This window comes from Streptomyces sp. URMC 129, from assembly GCF_051386415.1.
Lineage (GTDB): Bacteria > Actinomycetota > Actinomycetes > Streptomycetales > Streptomycetaceae > Streptomyces.
Genome location: NZ_JBPQTQ010000017.1, coordinates 1 through 18,330, shown reverse-complemented (window position 1 = coordinate 18,330; position 18,330 = coordinate 1). Strand labels below are relative to the sequence as shown.

Annotated in this window: 17 protein-coding genes and 1 rRNA gene; 4 read left to right on the top strand and 14 right to left on the bottom strand. The window is 73.4% G+C overall.

The window, feature by feature from the left end; translation table 11 throughout:
- The first annotated feature begins 57 nt into the window (after positions 1-57).
- The gene (argS, locus tag ACSNOC_RS05750; protein WP_436746141.1) at positions 58-1,827 is read left to right on the top strand and encodes an arginine--tRNA ligase; all 1,770 of its coding nucleotides are present in this window, start codon (positions 58-60) and stop codon (positions 1,825-1,827) included.
- An 8-nt stretch (positions 1,828-1,835) separates the two neighbouring features.
- On the opposite strand, the gene ACSNOC_RS05745 is transcribed toward argS, so the two are convergent.
- The 8 genes from ACSNOC_RS05745 to ACSNOC_RS05710 all read right to left on the bottom strand — a co-directional run bounded on the left by ACSNOC_RS05745 (position 1,836) and on the right by ACSNOC_RS05710 (position 9,892).
- Entirely contained in the window at positions 1,836-2,822 is a 987-nt protein-coding gene (locus ACSNOC_RS05745; RefSeq protein ID WP_436746140.1) for a serine hydrolase domain-containing protein, read from the bottom strand.
- On the bottom strand, positions 2,819-3,580 hold the full coding sequence (locus ACSNOC_RS05740; protein WP_436746185.1) for an SDR family NAD(P)-dependent oxidoreductase: 762 nt from the start codon (positions 3,578-3,580) through the stop codon (positions 2,819-2,821). The genes ACSNOC_RS05745 and ACSNOC_RS05740 overlap by 4 nt, the downstream gene beginning before the upstream one ends.
- Positions 3,581-3,593: 13 nt before the next feature.
- Entirely contained in the window at positions 3,594-4,577 is a 984-nt protein-coding gene (gene hemB / locus ACSNOC_RS05735; RefSeq protein WP_436746139.1) for a porphobilinogen synthase, read from the bottom strand.
- Positions 4,574-6,310 carry a uroporphyrinogen-III synthase gene (locus tag ACSNOC_RS05730; protein WP_436746184.1) on the bottom strand — a complete coding sequence of 579 codons (1,737 nt, stop codon included), beginning with the start codon at positions 6,308-6,310 and terminating at the stop codon, positions 4,574-4,576. The genes hemB and ACSNOC_RS05730 overlap by 4 nt, the downstream gene beginning before the upstream one ends.
- 32 nt (positions 6,311-6,342) lie before the next feature.
- Positions 6,343-7,314 (bottom strand): hydroxymethylbilane synthase, encoded by a 972-nt coding sequence (hemC, locus tag ACSNOC_RS05725; RefSeq protein WP_436746138.1) that lies wholly within the window; start codon positions 7,312-7,314, stop codon positions 6,343-6,345.
- Complete coding sequence (locus ACSNOC_RS05720; protein ID WP_436746137.1) at positions 7,311-8,666, bottom strand: glutamyl-tRNA reductase; 1,356 nt, start codon at positions 8,664-8,666, stop codon at positions 7,311-7,313. The genes hemC and ACSNOC_RS05720 overlap by 4 nt, the downstream gene beginning before the upstream one ends.
- Complete coding sequence (locus ACSNOC_RS05715; protein WP_436746136.1) at positions 8,663-9,433, bottom strand: redox-sensing transcriptional repressor Rex; 771 nt, start codon at positions 9,431-9,433, stop codon at positions 8,663-8,665. Before ACSNOC_RS05715 ends, ACSNOC_RS05720 begins: the two co-directional genes overlap by 4 nt.
- 228 nt (positions 9,434-9,661) lie before the next feature.
- Positions 9,662-9,892: a glutaredoxin family protein gene (locus ACSNOC_RS05710; RefSeq protein ID WP_436746183.1), complete on the bottom strand. Its 231-nt coding sequence runs from the start codon at positions 9,890-9,892 to the stop codon at positions 9,662-9,664.
- A gap of 215 nt (positions 9,893-10,107) precedes the next feature.
- On the opposite strand from ACSNOC_RS05710, the gene ACSNOC_RS05705 reads away from it, so the two are divergent.
- The 3 genes from ACSNOC_RS05705 to ACSNOC_RS05695 all read left to right on the top strand — a co-directional run bounded on the left by ACSNOC_RS05705 (position 10,108) and on the right by ACSNOC_RS05695 (position 13,683).
- Positions 10,108-11,046, top strand: a complete 939-nt coding sequence (locus ACSNOC_RS05705) for an HAD family hydrolase (protein WP_436746135.1) — start codon at positions 10,108-10,110, stop codon at positions 11,044-11,046.
- Positions 11,047-11,293: 247 nt separating this feature from the next.
- Positions 11,294-12,112 (top strand): ECF subfamily RNA polymerase sigma factor, BldN family, encoded by an 819-nt coding sequence (locus ACSNOC_RS05700; protein WP_436746134.1) that lies wholly within the window; start codon positions 11,294-11,296, stop codon positions 12,110-12,112.
- 290 nt (positions 12,113-12,402) lie between these two features.
- The gene (locus ACSNOC_RS05695) at positions 12,403-13,683 is read left to right on the top strand and encodes a DUF5667 domain-containing protein (protein WP_436746133.1); all 1,281 of its coding nucleotides are present in this window, start codon (positions 12,403-12,405) and stop codon (positions 13,681-13,683) included.
- Between the two features lie 35 nt (positions 13,684-13,718).
- Here ACSNOC_RS05695 and ACSNOC_RS05690 read toward each other — a convergent pair whose 3' ends face one another.
- The 6 genes from ACSNOC_RS05690 to rrf form a co-directional block, all read right to left on the bottom strand.
- Positions 13,719-14,696, bottom strand: coding sequence for a lysophospholipid acyltransferase family protein (locus tag ACSNOC_RS05690; protein ID WP_436746132.1), 978 nt, complete (start codon positions 14,694-14,696; stop codon positions 13,719-13,721).
- Positions 14,689-15,720 (bottom strand): NAD-dependent epimerase/dehydratase family protein, encoded by a 1,032-nt coding sequence (locus tag ACSNOC_RS05685; RefSeq protein ID WP_436746131.1) that lies wholly within the window; start codon positions 15,718-15,720, stop codon positions 14,689-14,691. The genes ACSNOC_RS05690 and ACSNOC_RS05685 overlap by 8 nt, the downstream gene beginning before the upstream one ends.
- Positions 15,721-15,796: 76 nt before the next feature.
- Positions 15,797-15,895 (bottom strand): 30S ribosomal protein bS22, encoded by a 99-nt coding sequence (locus ACSNOC_RS05680; RefSeq protein ID WP_003948845.1) that lies wholly within the window; start codon positions 15,893-15,895, stop codon positions 15,797-15,799.
- 128 nt (positions 15,896-16,023) lie between these two features.
- Positions 16,024-16,233, bottom strand: coding sequence for a helix-turn-helix domain-containing protein (locus ACSNOC_RS05675; RefSeq protein ID WP_019431885.1), 210 nt, complete (start codon positions 16,231-16,233; stop codon positions 16,024-16,026).
- 756 nt (positions 16,234-16,989) lie between these two features.
- Entirely contained in the window at positions 16,990-18,159 is a 1,170-nt protein-coding gene (locus tag ACSNOC_RS05670) for an acetoin utilization protein AcuC (protein ID WP_436746130.1), read from the bottom strand.
- Positions 18,160-18,253: 94 nt separating this feature from the next.
- A 5S ribosomal RNA gene (gene rrf / locus ACSNOC_RS05665) occupies positions 18,254-18,330 on the bottom strand; the annotation flags it as partial.

Here is an 18,330-nt window from a genome sequence, read left to right as displayed (position 1 = left end):
GGCCCGTACTGGTTTTCCACCCGAAAAGGGCTGGCGGGCCCATGGGATACTGCCGCTATGCCCCCGGTTCCCTCCCTCACCACCGCCGTTCACCAGCGCCTCGCCGACGCGCTGGCCGCCGCGCTGCCCGAGTCCGCCGTGGACGCGGACCCGCTGCTGCGCCGCAGCGACCGGGCGGACCTCCAGGCGAACGGGCTGCTGGCGCTGGCCAAGCGCCTGCGGGGGAACCCGCGGGAGCTGGCCGCCCGCGTGGTCGGGGAGGTCGACAAGGCGGGGCTGATCGAGGAGATCGAGGTCTCCGGCCCCGGCTTCCTCAACATCACGGTCAGCGACGAGGCGATCGTGCGGACCCTGGCCGCGCGGGCCGCCGACGACCGGCTCGGCGTGCCGTACACCGAGCGGCCCGGCACCATGATCATCGAGTACTCGCAGCCGAACGTCGCCAAGGAGATGCACGTCGGCCACCTGCGGGGCACGGTGATCGGTGACGCGCTGGTGCGGATCATGGAGTTCCGCGGCGAGAAGGTCATCCGGCGCAACCACATCGGGGACTGGGGCACCCAGTTCGGGATGCTGATCCAGTACCTGATCGAGCACCCGCACGAGCTGGACCACGACGCGGAGGGCCGGGAGAGCGGCAACGCCGCCATGTCGCGGCTCAACCGGCTGTACAAGGCGTCGCGCGCGCTCTTCGACTCCGACGCCGCGTTCAAGGACCGGGCGCGCCGGCGGGTGGTCGACCTCCAGGCGGGCGATCCGGAGACGCTGGCGCTGTGGCAGAAGATCGTGGACGAGTCGAAGATCTACTTCAACGCCGTCTACCGGAAGCTCGACGTCCTCCTCACCGACGAGGACGTGGTCGGCGAGTCCGCGTACAACGACGATCTGGCCACGCTGGCGCGGGAGCTGGAGGAGTCCGGCGTCGCGGTGCGGTCGGACGGCGCGCTGTGCGTGTTCTTCGACGACGTCAAGGGGCCCGACGACCGGCCCGTTCCGCTGATCGTGCAGAAGGCGGACGGCGGCTTCGGGTACGCGGCGACCGACCTGGCCGCCATCCGGAACCGGATCGGCACGCTGCACGCCGACACCATGCTGTACATCGTGGACGCCCGGCAGGCGCTGCACTTCAAGATGGTCTTCGAGACCGCGCGGCGCGCCGGCTGGCTGCCGGACGGCGTGGCGCACCACCTGGCGTACGGCACGGTCCTCGGCAAGGACGGCAAGCCGTTCAAGACGCGGTCCGGCGAGTCGGTCCGGCTGATGGACCTGCTGGACGAGGCCGTCGAGCGGGCGGCCGGGGTCGTCGAGGAGAAGGCGCGGGACCTGTCGGAGGCCGAGGTCGCGGAGCGGGCGACCGAGGTGGGCATCGGCGCCGTGAAGTACGCCGACCTGTCGACGTCCCGGACCAAGGACTACATCTTCGACCTGGACCGGATGGTGTCGCTCCAGGGCAACACCAGCGTCTACCTCCAGTACGCCTACGCCCGGATCCAGTCCATCCTGCGCCGGGCCGCCGGGCAGGAGGGCGCCCGCGCGGCGGCCCACCCCGAGCTGCCGCTCGCCCCGGCGGAGCGGGCGCTCGGGCTCCACCTCGACGAGTTCGCCGCGACGCTGAAGGACGTGGCGGAGACGTACGAGCCGCACCGGCTCGCCGCCTATCTGTACGCGCTGGCCTCGCACTACACGACGTTCTACGACCAGTGCCCGGTGCTGCGCGCCGGGGACGCGGCCACCGTGGAGAACCGGCTGTTCCTGTGCGAGCTGACCGCCCGCACCCTGCGGCAGGGCATGGCGCTGCTGGGCATCCACACGCCCGAGCGGCTCTGACCCCTGGCTCAGGCTCCTTGAGTCCCGATCGCCGCCGCCAGCTCCCCCGCCACGGCCCGGCGGTACGCGCTGTCCGTGCCGCGGGCCCGGGTGGGGTGGACGCGGTTGGTCAGCAGCACCAGCAGCACCCCGGTGGCCGGGTCCGCGACCAGGCTGGTGCCGGTGAAGCCGGTGTGGCCCAACGCGGTCGGTGACGCCAGCGCGCCCATCCAGGCGGGCTCGTTCCGCTGCCAGCCCAGACCCTCGCGCCGCATGGCGCCCGCCCAGTCCTCGTCGAGCACCGCCTGCCCGAAGACCGCGAGGTCCCGGGCGGTGGAGAACAGCCCGGCGTGGCCGGCGACGCCGCCGAGGTGGTACGCGTTCTCGTCGTGGACCTGGCCGCGCAGCATGCCGCGCCCGGTCCACGGCTGGTCCTCGGTGGCGGCGACGCGGCCCGGGTCCACCGGCCCGTAGCGCGTGTCGGCCATGCCCAGCGGCCCGGTGACCAGCTCCGCCACCAACGCGTCCAGCGGCTTGCCCGCCACCCGCTGGAGCACCTCGCCGAGGACGATGAACCCCAGGTCGGAGTAGACCCGGCGGCCCGGGGTGGTCAGCGGCAGCGCGTCGATGGCGGCGAGCCGGGCGGCGCGGTCCGGATAGGGGCCGAGGTCGATCACGGCCGGCAGACCGCCGGTGTGGGTGAGCAGCGCCCGCGCCGTCACGCCACGCCAGACGGGCGCGTCGAGAGCGAGCGCGCCCCGCTCGGCGAGGCGCACGGCCACGGTGGCGGTGAACAGCTTGGACAACGAGGCGATGTCGAACACCGTGTCCCGCGCCATCGGCACCGGCTCACCGCCCCCGTGGCAGACCGCCCAGCCGCGCGCCTCGTGCGCGACGACGGCGCCGTGGCGGGCGGCGAGCAGCACGAACCCGGGATACGACGGCTCGGGCCCGGCCATGAACGCCTCGGCGGCGGACACCAGCCGGGCGGCGACCCCGGTGGGCGGAGCGCTCATGCCTCGCGGTGGACCTTGGTGTTCGACGCCTGGGCGCGCGGGCGGACGACGAGCAGGTCGATGTTGACGTGCGGCGGGCGCGTGACGGCCCAGGCGATGGTGTCCGCGACGTCCTCGGCGGTCAGCGGCTCCGCGACCCCCGCGTACACCCGGGCGGCGCGCGCCGCGTCGCCGCGGAAGCGGGTGAGGGAGAACTCGTCGGTGCGGACCATGCCGGGCGCGATCTCGATCACCCGCACCGGCCGCCCGACGATCTCCAGGCGGAGCGTCTCGGCGAGCACGTGGGCCCCGTGCTTGGCCGCGGCGTACCCGGCGCCGCCCTCGTACGTGCCGTGCCCGGCCGTGGAGGTCACCACCAGCACGGTCCCGGCGCCCGACGCGGTCAGCGCGGGCAGGAGCGCCTGGGTCATGTGCAGCACGCCCAGCACGTTGACCTCGTACATCGCCCGCCAGTCGGCGGGATCGCCCTCGGCCACGGGCTCCAGCCCGACCGCGCCGCCCGCGTTGTTCACCAGCACGTCGCACGGCCCGAGGGCGGCGGCGAAGGCGTCGACGGCGGCCCGGTCGGTGACGTCGAGCACCCGCGCCTCGGCCCGGTGGCCGGCCCGCCCCAGCTCGTCGGCGAGGGCCTCGACGCGCTCCTTCCGCCGGGCGGTGAGGACGACGCGGAAGCCCTCCCGGGCCAGCCGCCGCGCGGTGGCGGCGCCGATGCCGCTGCTGGCTCCGGTGACGACGGCGGTGGGCGTGCTCACGGTGATGTCTCCTGTGGCGTCAGCGGGTCAGGCGGTGGGCGAACTCGGTGGCCCAGTACGTGAGGATCAGGTTCGCCCCGGCCCGCTTGAACGCCGTCAGCGTCTCCTCGATCGCCCGGTCCCGGTCCAGCCAGCCGCGCTCCGCCGCCGCCTCGACCATCGCGTACTCGCCGGAGATCTGGTACGCCGCCACCGGCACCGGCGAGGCGTCCGCGACCCGGCGGAGGATGTCGAGGTACGGCAGCCCCGGCTTCACCATCACCATGTCCGCGCCCTCGGCGAGATCCAGCTCCAGCTCCCGCAGCGCCTCCCGCGCGTTCGGCGCGTCCTGCTGGTACGCCTTGCGGTCGCCGCGCAGCGACGAGTTCACCGCCTCGCGGAACGGGCCGTAGAACGCCGACGCGTACTTCGCCGTGTACGCCAGCAGCGCCACGTCCTGGTGGCCCGCCGCGTCCAGCGCGCGCCGCACGTGGCCGATCTGGCCGTCCATCATGCCGCTGGGGCCCAGCACGTGCGCCCCCGCCTCGGCCTGCACCAGCGCCATCTCGGCGTACCGCGCCAGCGTCGCGTCGTTGTCCACCCGGCCCCGGTCGTCCAGCACGCCGCAGTGGCCGTGGTCGGTGACCTCGTCCAGGCACAGGTCCGACATCACCACCAGCGCGTCCCCGACCTCGGCCCGGACGTCCCGCAGCGCTACCTGCAGGACGCCGTCCGGGTCGGTGCCGGGCGAGCCGATCGCGTCCTTCTTGGCGTCCTCCGGCACCCCGAACAGCATGATCCCGCTGATCCCCGCCCCGGCCGCCGCCACGGCGGCCTTCCGCAGGGAGTCCCGCGAGTGCTGCACCACGCCCGGCATGGACGAGACCGGCACCGGCTCGGACACGCCCTCCCGCACGAACGCGGGCAGGATCAGGTCCGCCGGGTGCAGCCGGTGCTCCGCCACCATCCGCCGCATCGCCGGGGTGGTCCGCAGCCGCCGGGGCCGCACGTCGGGGAAGCTCACGGCGTCCGCGCCCTCCTCCGCTGCGGGCGCTTCTCGCTCGGCCGCTTCAGCACCTCACCGGCCTCCAGCGCCGCCGCCCGCCGCTCCGCGCCGAACTCGGCCAGCGCCTCGGCCAGGGCGTGCACCGACGGCTCCGGCGCCATCACGTCCACCCGCAGGCCGTGCTCCTCGGCGGTCCGCGCGGTGGCCGGGCCGATGCACGCGATCACCGTCACGTTGTGCGGCTTGCCCGCGATGCCGACCAGGTTCCGCACGGTCGAGGACGAGGTGAACAGCACCGCGTCGAAGCCGCCGCTCTTGATCGCCTCCCGGGTCTCGGCCGGCGGCGGCGACGCCCGCACCGTCCGGTACGCCGTGACGTCGTCCACCTCCCAGCCCAGCTCCACCAGGCCGGCCACCAGCGTCTCCGTCGCGATGTCGGCGCGCGGCAGGAACACCCGGTCGATCGGGTCGAAGACCGGGTCGTACGGCGGCCAGTCCTCCAGCAGACCGGCGGCCGACTGCTCACCGCTGGGCACCAGGTCGGGCCGCACCCCGAACCGCAGCAGCGCCCGCGCGGTCTGCTCGCCCACGGCGGCGACCTTGATCCCGGCGAACGCCCGCGCGTCCAGGCCGTACTCCTCGAACTTCTCGCGGATCGCCCGCACCGCGTTGACCGAGGTGAACGCGATCCACTCGTACCGTCCGGTGACCAGGCCCTTGACCGCCCGGTCCATCTGCTGCGGCGTGCGCGGCGGCTCGACCGCGATCGTCGGCACCTCGCTGGGCACCGCGCCGTACGAGCGCAACTGCTCCGACAGCGAGGCCGCCTGCTCCTTGGTGCGCGGCACCAGGACCTTCCAGCCGAACAGCGGCTTGGACTCGAACCACGCCAGCCGCTCCCGCTGCGCGGGGGCGCTGCGCTCGCCGACGACCGCTATGACCGGCCGGTCCGCGTCCGGCGAGGGCAGGACCTTCGCGGACTTCAGGGTCCGCTCGACCGTGCCCAGCGTCGCCGTCCAGGTGCGCTGCCGGGTGGTGGTGCCGGCGACCGTGACCGACAGCGGGGTGTCGGGCTTGCGGCCGGCCGAGATCAGCCGGGACGCCGTCACGGCGACCGCGTCCAGGGTGGTGCTGACCACGACGGTCGCGTCGCTGCTGCCGACCTCGGTCCAGCACCGGTCGTCGGCGGAGGCGGCGTTGACGAACCGCACGTCGCCGCCCTCGGAGTCGCGCAGCGGCACCCCGGCGTAGGCGGCGACGCCGACCGCGTTGGCGATGCCGGGGACGACCTCGAACGTGATGCCCTCGGCGGCCAGCGCGAGCAGGTCGGCGGTGGCGTCGGCGTCCATGCCCGGGTCGCCCGCGACCGCACGGACCACCCGCTTGCCGCCGCGCGCGGCCCGCATGACAAGATCGGTGATGTGGTCGGATCCGGCCCGCCCCGGGGAGACGGTGGACCCGTCCTCACCGATGCCCTGCAACGGGGTCTCCGTGCCCGGCGCGATGTGCGCCCGCACGACCTCGTACGCCTCGGGGTCGGCGATCAGCACATCGGCCTGCGCCAGCATGTCGACGGCGCGCAACGTCAGCAGACCCGGATCCCCGGGTCCGGCACCGAGGAAGGTGACGTGTCCGTAGGAAGTACCCGGAGTGCCGCACGGCTCGGTGCGCGCCGCCTGCGGTGCGCGCACGATGCCGTTGCTCGCGGCGCCCGCGGTGCTCGTGGCGCTCGCGGCGCCGGCGGTGCCCATGGGGCCTGCGGTGGTGGGGCTCGTGGTGGGGCTCAATGTGCTCGCTCCCCCATCAGACCGGCCGCGCCCTTGGCGAGCATCTCGGCGGCGAGCCCGCGGCCGATGGCCGCCGCCCCGTCGTCGGACGCCGGTACGGGACCGGTGGTGGACAGCTGCACCTGCGTGGTGCCGTCGGGGGTGCCGACGACGCCGCGCAGGCGCATTTCGGTGACGGTCTGCCCGTCGGCCAGCAGGTCGGCGAAAGCACCCACGGGGGCGCTGCAGCCGGCCTCCAAGGCGGCGAGCAGAGTGCGCTCCGCGGTCACGGCGACCCGGGTGGGCAGGTCGTCGAGTCCGCCGAGCAGGGCGCCGAGGGCCACGTTTGACGCGGCACACTCGACCGCCAGCGCCCCCTGGCCGGGGGCGGGCAGAACGATGTCCGGGGAGATGAGTTCGGTGATCTCGTCACCCCGGTTGATGCGGTGCAGTCCGGCGGCGGCGAGCACGACCGCGTCGAGCTCGCCAGAGCGGACGTACCCGATCCGGGTATCGACATTCCCCCGGATCGCAACCGTTTCGATCTCGCAACCCAGCGCCCGTGCCCAGGCGTTGAGCTGCGCCATCCGGCGGGGCGACCCGGTGCCGACGCGCGCGCGGCCCGGCAGGACCGCCAGCTGTTCGAACGTGAGCCCGTCGCGGGCGACGAGCGCGTCCCTGGCGTCGGCGCGCGGCGGCACGGCCGCCAGGTTCAGCTCGGGCGGCTGCGCGGCCGGCAGGTCCTTCAGGGAGTGCACCGCGAAGTCGATCTCCCCGGCGAGCAGCGCGTCGCGCAGCGCGGAGGCGAAGACCCCGGTGCCGCCGATCTGCGCCAGGTCGCGGCGGGAGATGTCGCCGTAGGTGGTGATCTCGACCAGCTCGACGGGCCGCCCGGACAGCGTGCGGACCTCTTCCGCGATGGCCGAGGACTGGGCCAGGGCGAGCGGGCTGCGCCGGGTCCCCAGCCGCAGGGCGCGGGGGCCGGTCACGACCGCTCCCGCTCGGGGGTGCCGCCGGCCAGGGCCGACAGCGGTCCGAGGTCGAAGAGCTGCCGCAGGGCCGCCGCGTAGTGGTCGCCGCCCGGCTCCCCGGCCAGCTCCTTGACGCGGACGGTGGGCGCGTGGAGCAGCTTGTCGACGACGCGGCGGACCGTTCTGCCGACCTCCTCGCGCTCCTTGTCGCTGAGGTCGGGCAGCCGGCCGTGGAGCCTGGCCAGCTCGGCGGCGACGACGTCGGAGGCCATGGCGCGCAGCGCGACGACCGTGGGCGTGATGTGGGCGGCGCGGCGGGCGGCGCCCAGGGCCGCGGTCTCCTCGGTGACGATGCCGTGCACGGCGTCCACGTCGGCGGCCATGGGGGCGTCGGCGGAGACCGAGGCGAGGGATTCGATGTCGACCAGCCGGACGCCGGGCAGCCGGTGCACGGCGGCGTCGACGTCGCGCGGCATGGCCAGGTCGAGGACGGCGAGGGCGGTGTCGCGCTCGCGGATCGCGTTCGCCACGGCGGCGGCCGTCAGGACCAGGCCCGTGGCGCCGGTACAGGAGACGACGACGTCGGCGAGGGCCAGCTCGGCGGCGATGGAGATGGCGTTGATCGGCACGGCGCGCGCCTTGGGGCCGCCGTCCTGCTCCAGCCCGGCGGCCAGCCGCTCGGCGCGCTCCACGGTCCGGTTGGCGATCACCAGTTCGGCCACACCGGTGCGCGCCAGCGTGGCGGCGGCGAGCGAGGACATCGACCCGGCGCCGATCACCAGCGCCCGTCTGCCCCGCACCCAGCCGGGCACGTCCCGGCCGTCCGCGAGCTGCTCCAGGCCGAACGTGACGAGCGACTGCCCGGCCCGGTCGATGCCGGTCTCGCTGTGCGCCCGCTTCCCGACCCGCAGGGCCTGCTGGAACAGCTCGTTCAGCAGCCGCCCGGCGGTCTGCTCGTCCTGGGCGAGGGCGAGCGCGCCCTTGATCTGGCCGAGGATCTGTCCCTCGCCGACCACCATCGAGTCCAGCCCGCAGGCCACCGTGAACAGGTGGCGCACGGCCCGGTCCTCGTAGTGCGTGTACAGGTACGGCTGGAGCTCGGCCAGGGCGACGCCGCTGTGCCGGGCCAGCAGCGCGGAGAGCTCGGAGACACCGGCGTGGAAGCCGTCCACCTCGGCGTAGAGCTCGATCCGGTTGCACGTCGAGAGCACGGCGGCCTCCACCACGACGCCGCCCGCGCCGCCGCCCGGTCCCCCGGCGGCGACCGCGTCGCGCAGCAGCGTGCCGCGCGCGTCGGGGGCGAGCGCGGCGCGCTCCAGCAGGCTGACGGGCGCGCTGCGGTGGCTGAGGCCGATGACGAGCAGCGTCATGCCGGCATCACCGCCGGCACGTCCCCGTCGGGGCCCTGCTCGCCGCGCCGCGGCTCGGCGGGCACGCGCAGCTCCCGGGGGGCCGCCGCCTCGCGGGAGAGGTCCTCGGCGGCCTTCCGCTGCTCGTGGAAGGCCAGGATCTGGAGCTCGATGGAGAGGTCCACCTTGCGGACGTCGACCCCGTCGGGCACCTGGAGGACGGTGGGGGCGAAGTTCAGGATCGAGGTGATGCCGGCGGCGACGAGCCGGTCGCACACCTGCTGCGCGGCGCCCCCGGGGGTGGTGATGACGCCGATGGAGACCCCGTTCGTGTGAATGATGGTCTCCAGCTCGTCCACGTGCCGGACGGTGATTCCCGCGACCTGTCTGCCGGTCATCGACGGGTCCGCGTCGATCAGGGCCGCGACGCGGAAGCCCCGGGAGGCGAAACCGCCGTAGTTGGCGAGGGCGGCGCCGAGGTTGCCGATGCCGACGATGACCACGGGCCAGTCCTGGGTCAGCCCCAGCTCGCGCGAGATCTGGTAGACGAGATACTCCACGTCGTACCCGACGCCCCGGGTGCCGTAGCTGCCCAGGTAGGAGAAGTCCTTGCGGAGCTTCGCGGAATTGACGCCGGCCGCGCTGGCCAGCTCCTCCGACGAGACCGTGGGCACCGAGCGCTCCGACAGCGCCGTCAGCGCCCGCAGATACAGCGGAAGCCGGGCGACGGTCGCCTCGGGGATTCCTCGGCTACGGGTCGCCGGTCGGTGATTTCGGCCAGTTGCCACGGTGCTCCTGCCGGTCGGGCCAAGCGGAGGGCGGTCCTGGGCGGCGCACGCGCCGAAACCGCTCCGTCCCGACCAGGCTATGTCCTTGTGAACGCGTGCACAAAGACACTGTCCGTTTTGTCCGGCCAAAGTGACCGGTGCCACAGGAGCCAACAGGGACACCGGGTCACACTCCTCACCTATGTCGCCACTCGGTGGAAAACGGCTCCGAATCCTCATCCTCACCCGTCAGGCGCCCAGGGCGCGCCGCAATCGCTCCCGGTCGACGCGCCAGAAGTCGTGCTGGGCGCCGTCCACCAGCACCACCGGGATCTGCTCCCAGAACTTCCGGTGGAGCTCCGCGTCCTCGGTGATGTCCTTCTCCTCCCAGGCCGCGCCCACCTCGGCGCAGACCTCCCGGACGACGGCCCGCGCGTCGTCGCACAGGTGGCAGCCGGGCCGGCCGATCAGCGTCACCAGCCGCCCGGCGGGCGGGCCCGCCTCCGGGGCGGTGGCCCCGGCGGTTCCCCGGGCGGACTCCCCGGTGGTCTGCCGGGGCTTCTCCGGGGTCTTCTCCCGGGCGGTGCGGCGCGAGCGGAGCAGCGGAGTCATGGCGCCCATTGTGCCCCGCGCGGTCACCCCCGCGTCATTCCCGCGCAACGGGGGTTCGTGTGTGGAATGGCTATGCTCAAAGCATGGCCGGGCTCAACTCCCCCACACACGATCCTTCCCTGGCCGCCGCCCGCCGGGGGTGGCTCGCCGCGCGCAGGCGCGCCGCGACCGAACGCAGCGAGCTGGCGGGCCAGGCCGCCGCGGAGGCCGCCCGCGAAGCGGCGCCCGAGCCGGAGTTCCCCTCCGCCGGGGACCTCAAGGCGGCGGCGTTCTTCGACCTGGACAACACGGTGATGCAGGGCGCGGCGATCTTCCACCTCTGCCGGGGCCTGTACAAGCGCAAGTTCTTCCGGAAGCGCGAGCTGGCGCGGTTCGCCTGGCAGCAGGCGTACTTCCGGATGGCGGGCGCCGAGCACAGCGGCCACATGCGGGACGCCCGGGACAGCGCGCTGTCGATCGTGCGCGGGCACCGGGTGTCGGAGCTGATGGCCATCGGCGAGGAGATCTACGACGAGTACATGGCGGGCCGCATCTGGCCGGGGACCCGGGCGCTGGCCCAGGCCCACCTCGACGCCGGACAGCGGGTCTGGCTGGTGACGGCGGCCCCGGTGGAGACCGCGACCATCATCGCCCGGCGGCTCGGGCTGACCGGCGCCCTGGGCACGGTCGCGGAGTCGGTCGGCGGGGTCTACACGGGCCGCCTGGTCGGGGAGCCGCTGCACGGCCCGGCCAAGGCGGTGGCGGTGCGCGCGCTGGCCGAGGCGGAGGACCTGGACCTGGAGCGGTGCGCCGCCTACAGCGACTCGGCCAACGACATTCCGCTGCTCTCGCTGGTCGGCCACCCGTACGCGATCAACCCGGACAAGCAGCTCCGGGCCCACGCCCGGGAGATGGGCTGGCGGCTGCGGGACTACCGCACGGGCCGGAAGGCGGCCCGCATCGGCGTCCCGGCGGCGGCCGGAGCGGGCGCGGTGGCAGGCGGGGCCGTCGCGGCCCTGGCGATCCAAAAACGCCGCAGGTAATCGGGCGAACCGCGGCTGTTCGATCAAAGCCGGTCAAGATTTTGACAGAACTGCACGCCATGCGATCAGCTATGCCATGGCGTTTGCGTGGCGCACCGACCACAACCGGTAACACCCCGAACTGAATCGGCGATTTTCCCAACTAGGCGTAGCGTCGTCTGCACGAAGGGTTATCCTCCTCAGACGCAGGCGTCGGGTGACGGATCCGACACTGCACGTGTTGGAAGCTAAAGCCTCTGGGAGTCCCGTGTACCCACACGTCGGGGTTGACGCCTCGGGCCTGGCTACGCTGCGCACGACGGTCGCCGACCGCCTGCGCACCCTCGTCCCCACCGCGTACGCCGTCCCCACCCTCGCCGCACCTGTCCCCGCCGGCCCCGCCCGCACCCTGGCGGACGGCACCGCCACCGCCGACACCGCCACCCTGGGGAGACGAGCCCGCTCCGGAGCCGCCGGCGCCTCGGCCGCCCGTTCCGCCGCCGCGTCCACGCCCCCGTCCGCCTCGGCCGCCACCGGCGACAGCCGCCGGATGATGGACCTGGTCGAACGCGCCCAGAGCGGCGAGGCGGAGGCGTTCGGCTGTCTCTACGACCACTATTCCGACACCGTCTACCGCTACATCTACTACCGCGTCGGCGGCCGGGCGACCGCGGAGGACCTCACCAGCGAGACGTTCCTGCGCGCGCTGCGGCGCATCGGCACCTTCACCTGGCAGGGCCGCGACTTCGGGGCCTGGCTGGTCACGATCGCGCGGAACCTGGTGGCCGACCACTTCAAGTCCAGCCGCTTCCGGCTGGAGGTCACCACCGGCGAGATGCTCGACGCCAACGAGGTGGAGCGCAGCCCCGAGGACTCCGTGCTGGAGTCCCTGGCCAACTCGGCGCTGCTCGACGCGGTCCGGCGGCTCAACCCCCAGCAGCAGGAATGCGTCACCCTGCGGTTCCTCCAGGGGTTGTCGGTGGCCGAAACGGCGCGGGTGATGGGGAAGAACGAGGGCGCGATCAAGACGCTGCAGTACCGGGCGGTGCGCACCCTCGCCCGGCTGCTGCCCGATGACGCCCGCTGACGGCCGCCGAATGACCGTTGGACGTCCACCGCACGTCCACGAGCGTCCGCCTGTGTCCGGCATGCTTCAAAGATCTTCGATCCTTGACGGAGAGTGAACACCCTCAGCTAATCAGTCACATAATCTGCAAGCCGTAACCCGAGTGCCCGTCCGCTCGTTGTCGGGTTCGCAGGCTCTCTACAACTCGGCTCCATCCAGGCACTATTCACCCATCCGGGTCGATAGGGGCGGGGTCCGAAACTTCCATCAGCCGTAGGGAGTCGTTCGTGTGACGAGAGGAGGTGCCGCCCGTGATCGGATCCGTGTCGGCGAACCGTCGGGCCAACGCCTTCGCCCATCTCCTCGACGAGGCGCGGCTCGACGAGCCGCGGCCCGGCGACGAGGATGCGGCGGCGGACCCGGCCGGGGCCGGGCGTCAGGCCCCGGCGGACGGTGCCGAGCAGGCAGTGCTGCTGTCGGTCGTCGACAAGCTCGCGGCCCTGCCGAGACCCGAGCTCGGCGCCGAGACGAGAGCGGCACAGCGCGCCCTGCTGATCGCCACGATGGAGGCCGCCGCCGAGCCCGAGAGCCGGCCGGCGGCACCCGTCCGCGGGGAGCGGGTGCCCGAGCAGCGCGGCCCGCGGGGCGCCCGCCGGGGCCTCCCGCTCGGCGGACTGGGCCGGCTGCGGCCCCGGTCGCGGCTCACGAAGGGCCTGGCCGCCGGCGGCCTCACGATGGGCGTCGCGGCGGGCGCCTTCGGGGGCGTCGCCGCGGCCAGCACCGACGCGCTCCCCGGGGACACCCTCTACGGCCTCAAGCGCGGCATGGAAGACCTGCGCCTCGACTTCACGAGCGGTGACGTCGACCGCGGCCGTGTCTACCTCGACCACGCCTCCACCCGGCTGAACGAGGCGCGACGGCTGCTGGAGCGCACCCGGGCGGGCCTGCTCGACCCCGAGGAGCTGGAGGACGTCCGCAAGGCCCTCTCCAGCATGCGGGACGACGCGTCCGAAGGGCACCGGCTGCTCACCCAGGCGCACCAGGCGGACGGCTCCATCGACCCCCTGGAGTCGCTGTCCGCCTTCGCCGACCGCCACCGCGAGGCGTGGGCCCAGCTCCGCTACCAGCTGCCCTTCGAGCTGCGTGACGTGGGCGAGGAGGTCACGGACGTCTTCGACGCCATAGACCAAGAGGTCGCTCCGTTCGAATCCCTCCTCCCCCAGGAGCCGGACGCCCTGTCGTCCGGCGGCGACTCCGGCGGCCCGGCCGCCCGGACACCGGCCCGTTCCGAGCCCGCGGCGTCCGTCGCGCCGCCCCGGTCGGGCGCGGACGGCGAGAGCGAGGGCGGCGGCGCGGACCAGCCCGGCGGAGGCACGGCCAGTCCGGGCACCACCGAGCAGCGCGGGGGGCTCCTGGAGGGCACCGGCCTGCTCGGCCCGGCCGACGACGAGACGGACGCCACCGGTGACGAGAGCCCGCCGGAGTCCGGGGACGCCGAGGACACGCTGCCCCAGCCCGAGGTCACCATCCCGCCCCTGGTCGAGGACCTGCTGCCCGGCCTCGGCCTGGACGTCACCGGCGGCAACACGTAGCGCCCCGGCCACTCGCCCGGCGCGGCGGTCGGGGTCTAGAAGAACACCGACCGCCGCGCCATCAGCAGCTTGTAGAGCGTGTGCTGAATCGTCTCCCGCACCTGGTCGGTGAGCTGGAAGACGAGCATCGGGTCCTCCGCGGCCTCCGGCGGATGGTCCGCCGTCTCGATCGGCTCCCCGAACTGGATGGTCCACTTCGTCGGCAGCGGGAGCGTCCCCAGCGGCCCCAGCCAGGGGAACGTCGGGGTGATCGGGAAGTACGGCAGGCCCAGCACGCGCGCCAGCGTCCGCGCGTTGCCCACCATCGGGTGGATCTCCTCCGCGCCCACGATCGAGCACGGCACGATCGGCACCCGCGTGCGCAGCGCCGTCGCCACGAACCCGCCCCGGCCGAAGCGCTGGAGCTTGTACCGTTCCGCGAACGGCTTCCCCAGTCCCTTGAAGCCCTCCGGCATCACCCCGACCAACTCGCCCCGCCCGAGCAGCTCCTCGGCGTCCTCGACGCAGGCGAGAGTGTGGCCGCCCTTGCGGGCCAGCCAGTTGAAGACGGGGAGCTGGAAGACGAGATCCGCGGCGAGCAGCCGGAGGTTGCGGTCGGCCGGGTGCTGCTCGCGCACCGCGACCTGGAGCATCACGCCGTCCCACGGCAGCGTGCCCGAGTGGTTGCAGACGATGAGCGCGCCCCCGGTGTCCGGCACGTTCTCCATGCCGCGCACCTCGACCCGGAAGTACTTCTCGAACAGCGGGCGCAGCAGCGTGCCGAGCACCGCGTCCGCGAGGTGCTCGTCGTAGCCGAAGTCGTCCACCTCGTAGTCGCCGGTGAGCCGGCGCCGGACGAACGCGAGCCCGCGCGCCAGCGCCTGGTCCAGGCCGTCACCGGAGTCCGCCGCGGGCGGCTCGTCCCGCCCGGTCCGCCCGGTGCCCGCCGCCCCGACCGGGGCCAGTGGCGGTCCCGCGGCGGCGCGCGCCCGACGGCCGCCCTCACCGAACGGAATGACCTTGGCGTCAGCCATGGCGCAGCACCTCCTCGATCCGGTCGACGGCACGGGCCACGGCCTCGGGCGGCAGCAGCCCGGGCCCGTGGACGGCGGCGAAGTCCGCGAACGTCTCCGCCGTCGTGTAGCGCAGCGGGCCGCCCATGGCCGCGCGCAGCCGATCGGTGCGCACGACCCGGCCGTGCACGAGCGAGCCGAGCTGCTCCGCGGAGAGGCCGCTCAGGCCCAGGGCGCCCAGCGCGGAGCCGAGCAGGGGCGCCAGCGGCCGGATCACGGGCAGCGTCGGCCGCCCGATGCGCCGGGCCGCCTGCGAGAGCATCAGCACTCCCTCGCCGGCCACGTTGAACGTGCCCGCGCCGAGCGCGCCTTGCCCGTCGCGGGCGGCACGGCTCAGCACGTCCAGCACGTCGTCCTCGTGCACGACCTGCAGGCGCGGGTCGTAGCCGAGGACCGTGGGCAGCACGGGCAGCTTGAAGTAGGCGGCGAGCCGGGAGTCTGCCGCCGGGCCCAGGACGTGGGCGAAGCGCAGCACGGTCACCCGCACGTCGGGGCAGCGGCGCGCGAACCCGCGCGCGTAGCCCTCGATCTCGGCGACGTCCTGCGCGAAGCCGCCGCCCGCCGGAGCCTTGGGCGGCGCGGCCTCGTCGGCGACGGCCGGCTCGCGGGCGGCCGTGCCGTAGATCTGGGTGCTGGACTTGATCACCACGCGGCGCAGGCCCGGCACCTTCTGGCAGGCGCCGAGCAGCTGGAGCGTGCCGAGGACGTTCAGCTCCTTGACCGCCGCACGGCCGCCGCCCGCCGAGGCCGGGGTGCCGTGGACGTCGAGGTGGACCACGGTGTCGACGGCGTGCTGGGCCAGCACCGTCACGATCGACGGCTGCCGGATGTCGGCCCGCACGAACTCGGCGCCGCCCAGCGGATACGCGGGCGGCCGGGTGTCCACACCGATCACCCGGGTCACGTCCGGGTCCTGCTGGACGTGCCGGACGAACCGCCCGCTGAGCTGCCGGGCGGCGCCGGTCACGAGGACGGTTCTGCCCACGGTCCTCCCCTGCCCTGCCTCATGCGTCGGCCCTCCCGTCATCGTGTCGACGGGAGGGCCGGTCAGCGGCGCTCGCTCACTTCTTGTTGCGGCGCTGAACGCGGGTGCGCTTCAGCAACTTGCGGTGCTTCTTCTTCGCCATCCGCTTGCGCCGCTTCTTGATTACAGAGCCCACGACTACCCTCGCTCACTTCGCTTACTCGGTGCGGGGCGTCCGAGCCCACACGACCTACATGCGGCTCAGCCTACCGGTCACCGAGTGATACGGGTTAATCGAGGGGTGTCAATGGGCCCGACCAGTCGTTACGCGCTTTCCACGCCCACGAACGACTCTCGGAGGTACTCGTGGACGGCCTGCTCGGGAACCCGGAAGGACCTTCCCACCCGGATCGCGGGCAGATGACCGGCGTGCACCAAGCGGTACACAGTCATCTTCGACACTCGCATCACCGCGGCGACCTCCGCCACGGTCAGGAACTTGGCCTCGCTCAGAAGCCTTTCACCAGCAGCCATGTCACACCTGACCTTCCGCACATGTCGGACACCGGCTTCCCCTCCGGTGACTCCCTCTCGCACGTGCGCTCCTCCCCAGATTAGGGGCGGGTGATGCGAGTGGGGAAGAGGTGCTTCAACCGGCCTTTTCCCGCGAGCCCGCCCTTACCGTGACAGAGAAGTCCGATTGAGCACATAGCACGCCGGTGGTCCGCCGCGCGCACGCCCGCGCGCACCGGCCGGTACGAACCACTCCAGTTACCCTGCCCCGCCCTCGGCCGGGGGACACCGGGACAGCACCGCGCTCCCCGACTCCGTTGCGACATTGGGCAGTTGACCTGCACCGCAGGGCCGCCCGCGAGTAGCGGGACGAGCCGTGGCGCGGGCGTCCGGGAAGGTGGCGCGGCGTCATGTGCCTGCGGCGCGTGCGGAGGTGAAGCGGAGTGAGCCCCGGCGCGTTCACGGCGCACGGCGAACGTCTCCGGCCGGGCGGCGGGGTGCGCGGCGGGGCGGCGCGTGGACGCGGGCGTAGAAGGAATCGGGTCGTTATGTCGACAGATCGTCCCCCTGTTGATGCGATACGGGCGCAGTCCACCGTGAGCAGGGGTGTGGACACTGTGACGTAGGAGGCGCCGGACCTCGGGGGAAGACGTCCGGCGTGGCGCGAAAGGCCCGGCACGAGGGCCCGGTACGAGCCCGCCGGCTGGCAAGAGACGATAGCGCCCCGGCTCCGGCGGTCGTGACGGGGGTGGGGGTACCGGATGCCGGTGCGGGTGATCAGGGGAGGAGGCCGTGCGCGGGGTAGACGGCGCGGCGGGTGGCGAGGACGGCCTGATCGACGGCGTCCGACGGATCGTAGCCGTCGTGCCAGTCCCGCCAGTGCGGGGTCCGGCCGTCCGTCATCCGGTGCGGCGCCAGTTGGCGGGTCAGGGCGTAGACGGTCTGCCGCCACTCGTCGGGGACGAGGGTGGCGGGGGCGATGGGCTCGTGGCCCGCGATGGCGACGAGATGCGTCCAGATCCGGGGCACGACCTCGACGACGGCGTAGCCACCGCCGCCCAGCGACAGCCAGCGGCCCTCGGCGTACGCGTGGGCCCAGGTGTGACAGGCCTCGACGGCCAGGCGCTGGGCGTCGAGGCTGAGCGTGAGATGGGCGAGCGGGTCCTCGAAGTGGGTGTCCGCGCCGTGCTGCGTCACGAGCACCTGGGGGCGGAACTCGGCCAGCAGCTGGGGGACGACGCCGTGCAAAGCGCGCAGCCACGCGCTGTCCGATGTCCCGGCGGGCAGCGCGACGTTGACGGCGCTTCCGGCGGCGGCCTGGCCCCCGGTCTCCTCCGGTCGGCCGGTCCCGGGGAAAAGCATGCGGGGGTGTTCGTGGAGGGAGATGGTCAGCACGCGCGGGTCGTTCCAGAACGCGGTCTGCACGCCGTCGCCGTGGTGCACGTCGACGTCGATGTAGGCGACACGCTCCGCGCCGAGTTCGAGGAGGCGGGCGATGGCGAGCGCGGCGTCGTTGTAGACGCAGAACCCGGAGGCGGCGCCGGGCATGGCGTGGTGCAGGCCGCCGGCGAAGTTGACGGCGTGCGGGACGTCGCCGCGCCAGATGTCCTCGGCCGCGGCGACGGACTGCCCGGCGATGAGGGCGGACGCCTCGTGCATGCCCTCGAACGCCGGGGTGTCCTCGGTCCCGATCCCGCGCGCTTCGTCGGCCTCCGACGGATTGCGGGACGCCCGGCGCACCGCGTCGACGTAGTCGGCGTCGTGCACGAGCTTGAGCGTCGACTCCCCGGCCGGCCTGGCGGCGACGACGTCGACGCGCTTGTCGAGGCCGAAGGCCTCCACGAGCCGCATGGTCAACGTCAACCGCACCGGATCCATGGGGTGGGTGGGACCGAAGTTGTACTGGGCGACGTCTTCGTCCCACATCAGTCGTGCATGAACGCTCATGCGGAACACGGTAGCGGAAACACGATTGGGCTCTGCCCGGAGGTATAACTCCGGGCAGAGCCCACGTCTTTGAAGCGTCTTTCCTGCAATAATTGTCCGGCGGTGTCCTACTCTCCCACACGGTCCCCCATGCAGTACCATCGGCGCTGGAGGGCTTAGCTTCCGGGTTCG

What these genes read in the sequence shown, in the direction of transcription:
- argS (WP_436746141.1), top strand. Translation starts at nt 58, where the DNA reads ATGCCCCCGGTTCCCTCCCTCACCACCGCCGTTCACCAGCGCCTCGCC.
- ACSNOC_RS05745 (WP_436746140.1), bottom strand. Translation starts at nt 2,822, where the DNA reads ATGAGCGCTCCGCCCACCGGGGTCGCCGCCCGGCTGGTGTCCGCCGCC.
- ACSNOC_RS05730 (WP_436746184.1), bottom strand. Translation starts at nt 6,310, where the DNA reads ATGGGCACCGCCGGCGCCGCGAGCGCCACGAGCACCGCGGGCGCCGCG.
- ACSNOC_RS05720 (WP_436746137.1), bottom strand. Translation starts at nt 8,666, where the DNA reads ATGACGCTGCTCGTCATCGGCCTCAGCCACCGCAGCGCGCCCGTCAGC.
- ACSNOC_RS05705 (WP_436746135.1), top strand. Translation starts at nt 10,108, where the DNA reads ATGGCCGGGCTCAACTCCCCCACACACGATCCTTCCCTGGCCGCCGCC.
- ACSNOC_RS05690 (WP_436746132.1), bottom strand. Translation starts at nt 14,696, where the DNA reads ATGGCTGACGCCAAGGTCATTCCGTTCGGTGAGGGCGGCCGTCGGGCG.
- ACSNOC_RS05675 (WP_019431885.1), bottom strand. Translation starts at nt 16,233, where the DNA reads ATGGCTGCTGGTGAAAGGCTTCTGAGCGAGGCCAAGTTCCTGACCGTG.
- ACSNOC_RS05670 (WP_436746130.1), bottom strand. Translation starts at nt 18,159, where the DNA reads ATGAGCGTTCATGCACGACTGATGTGGGACGAAGACGTCGCCCAGTAC.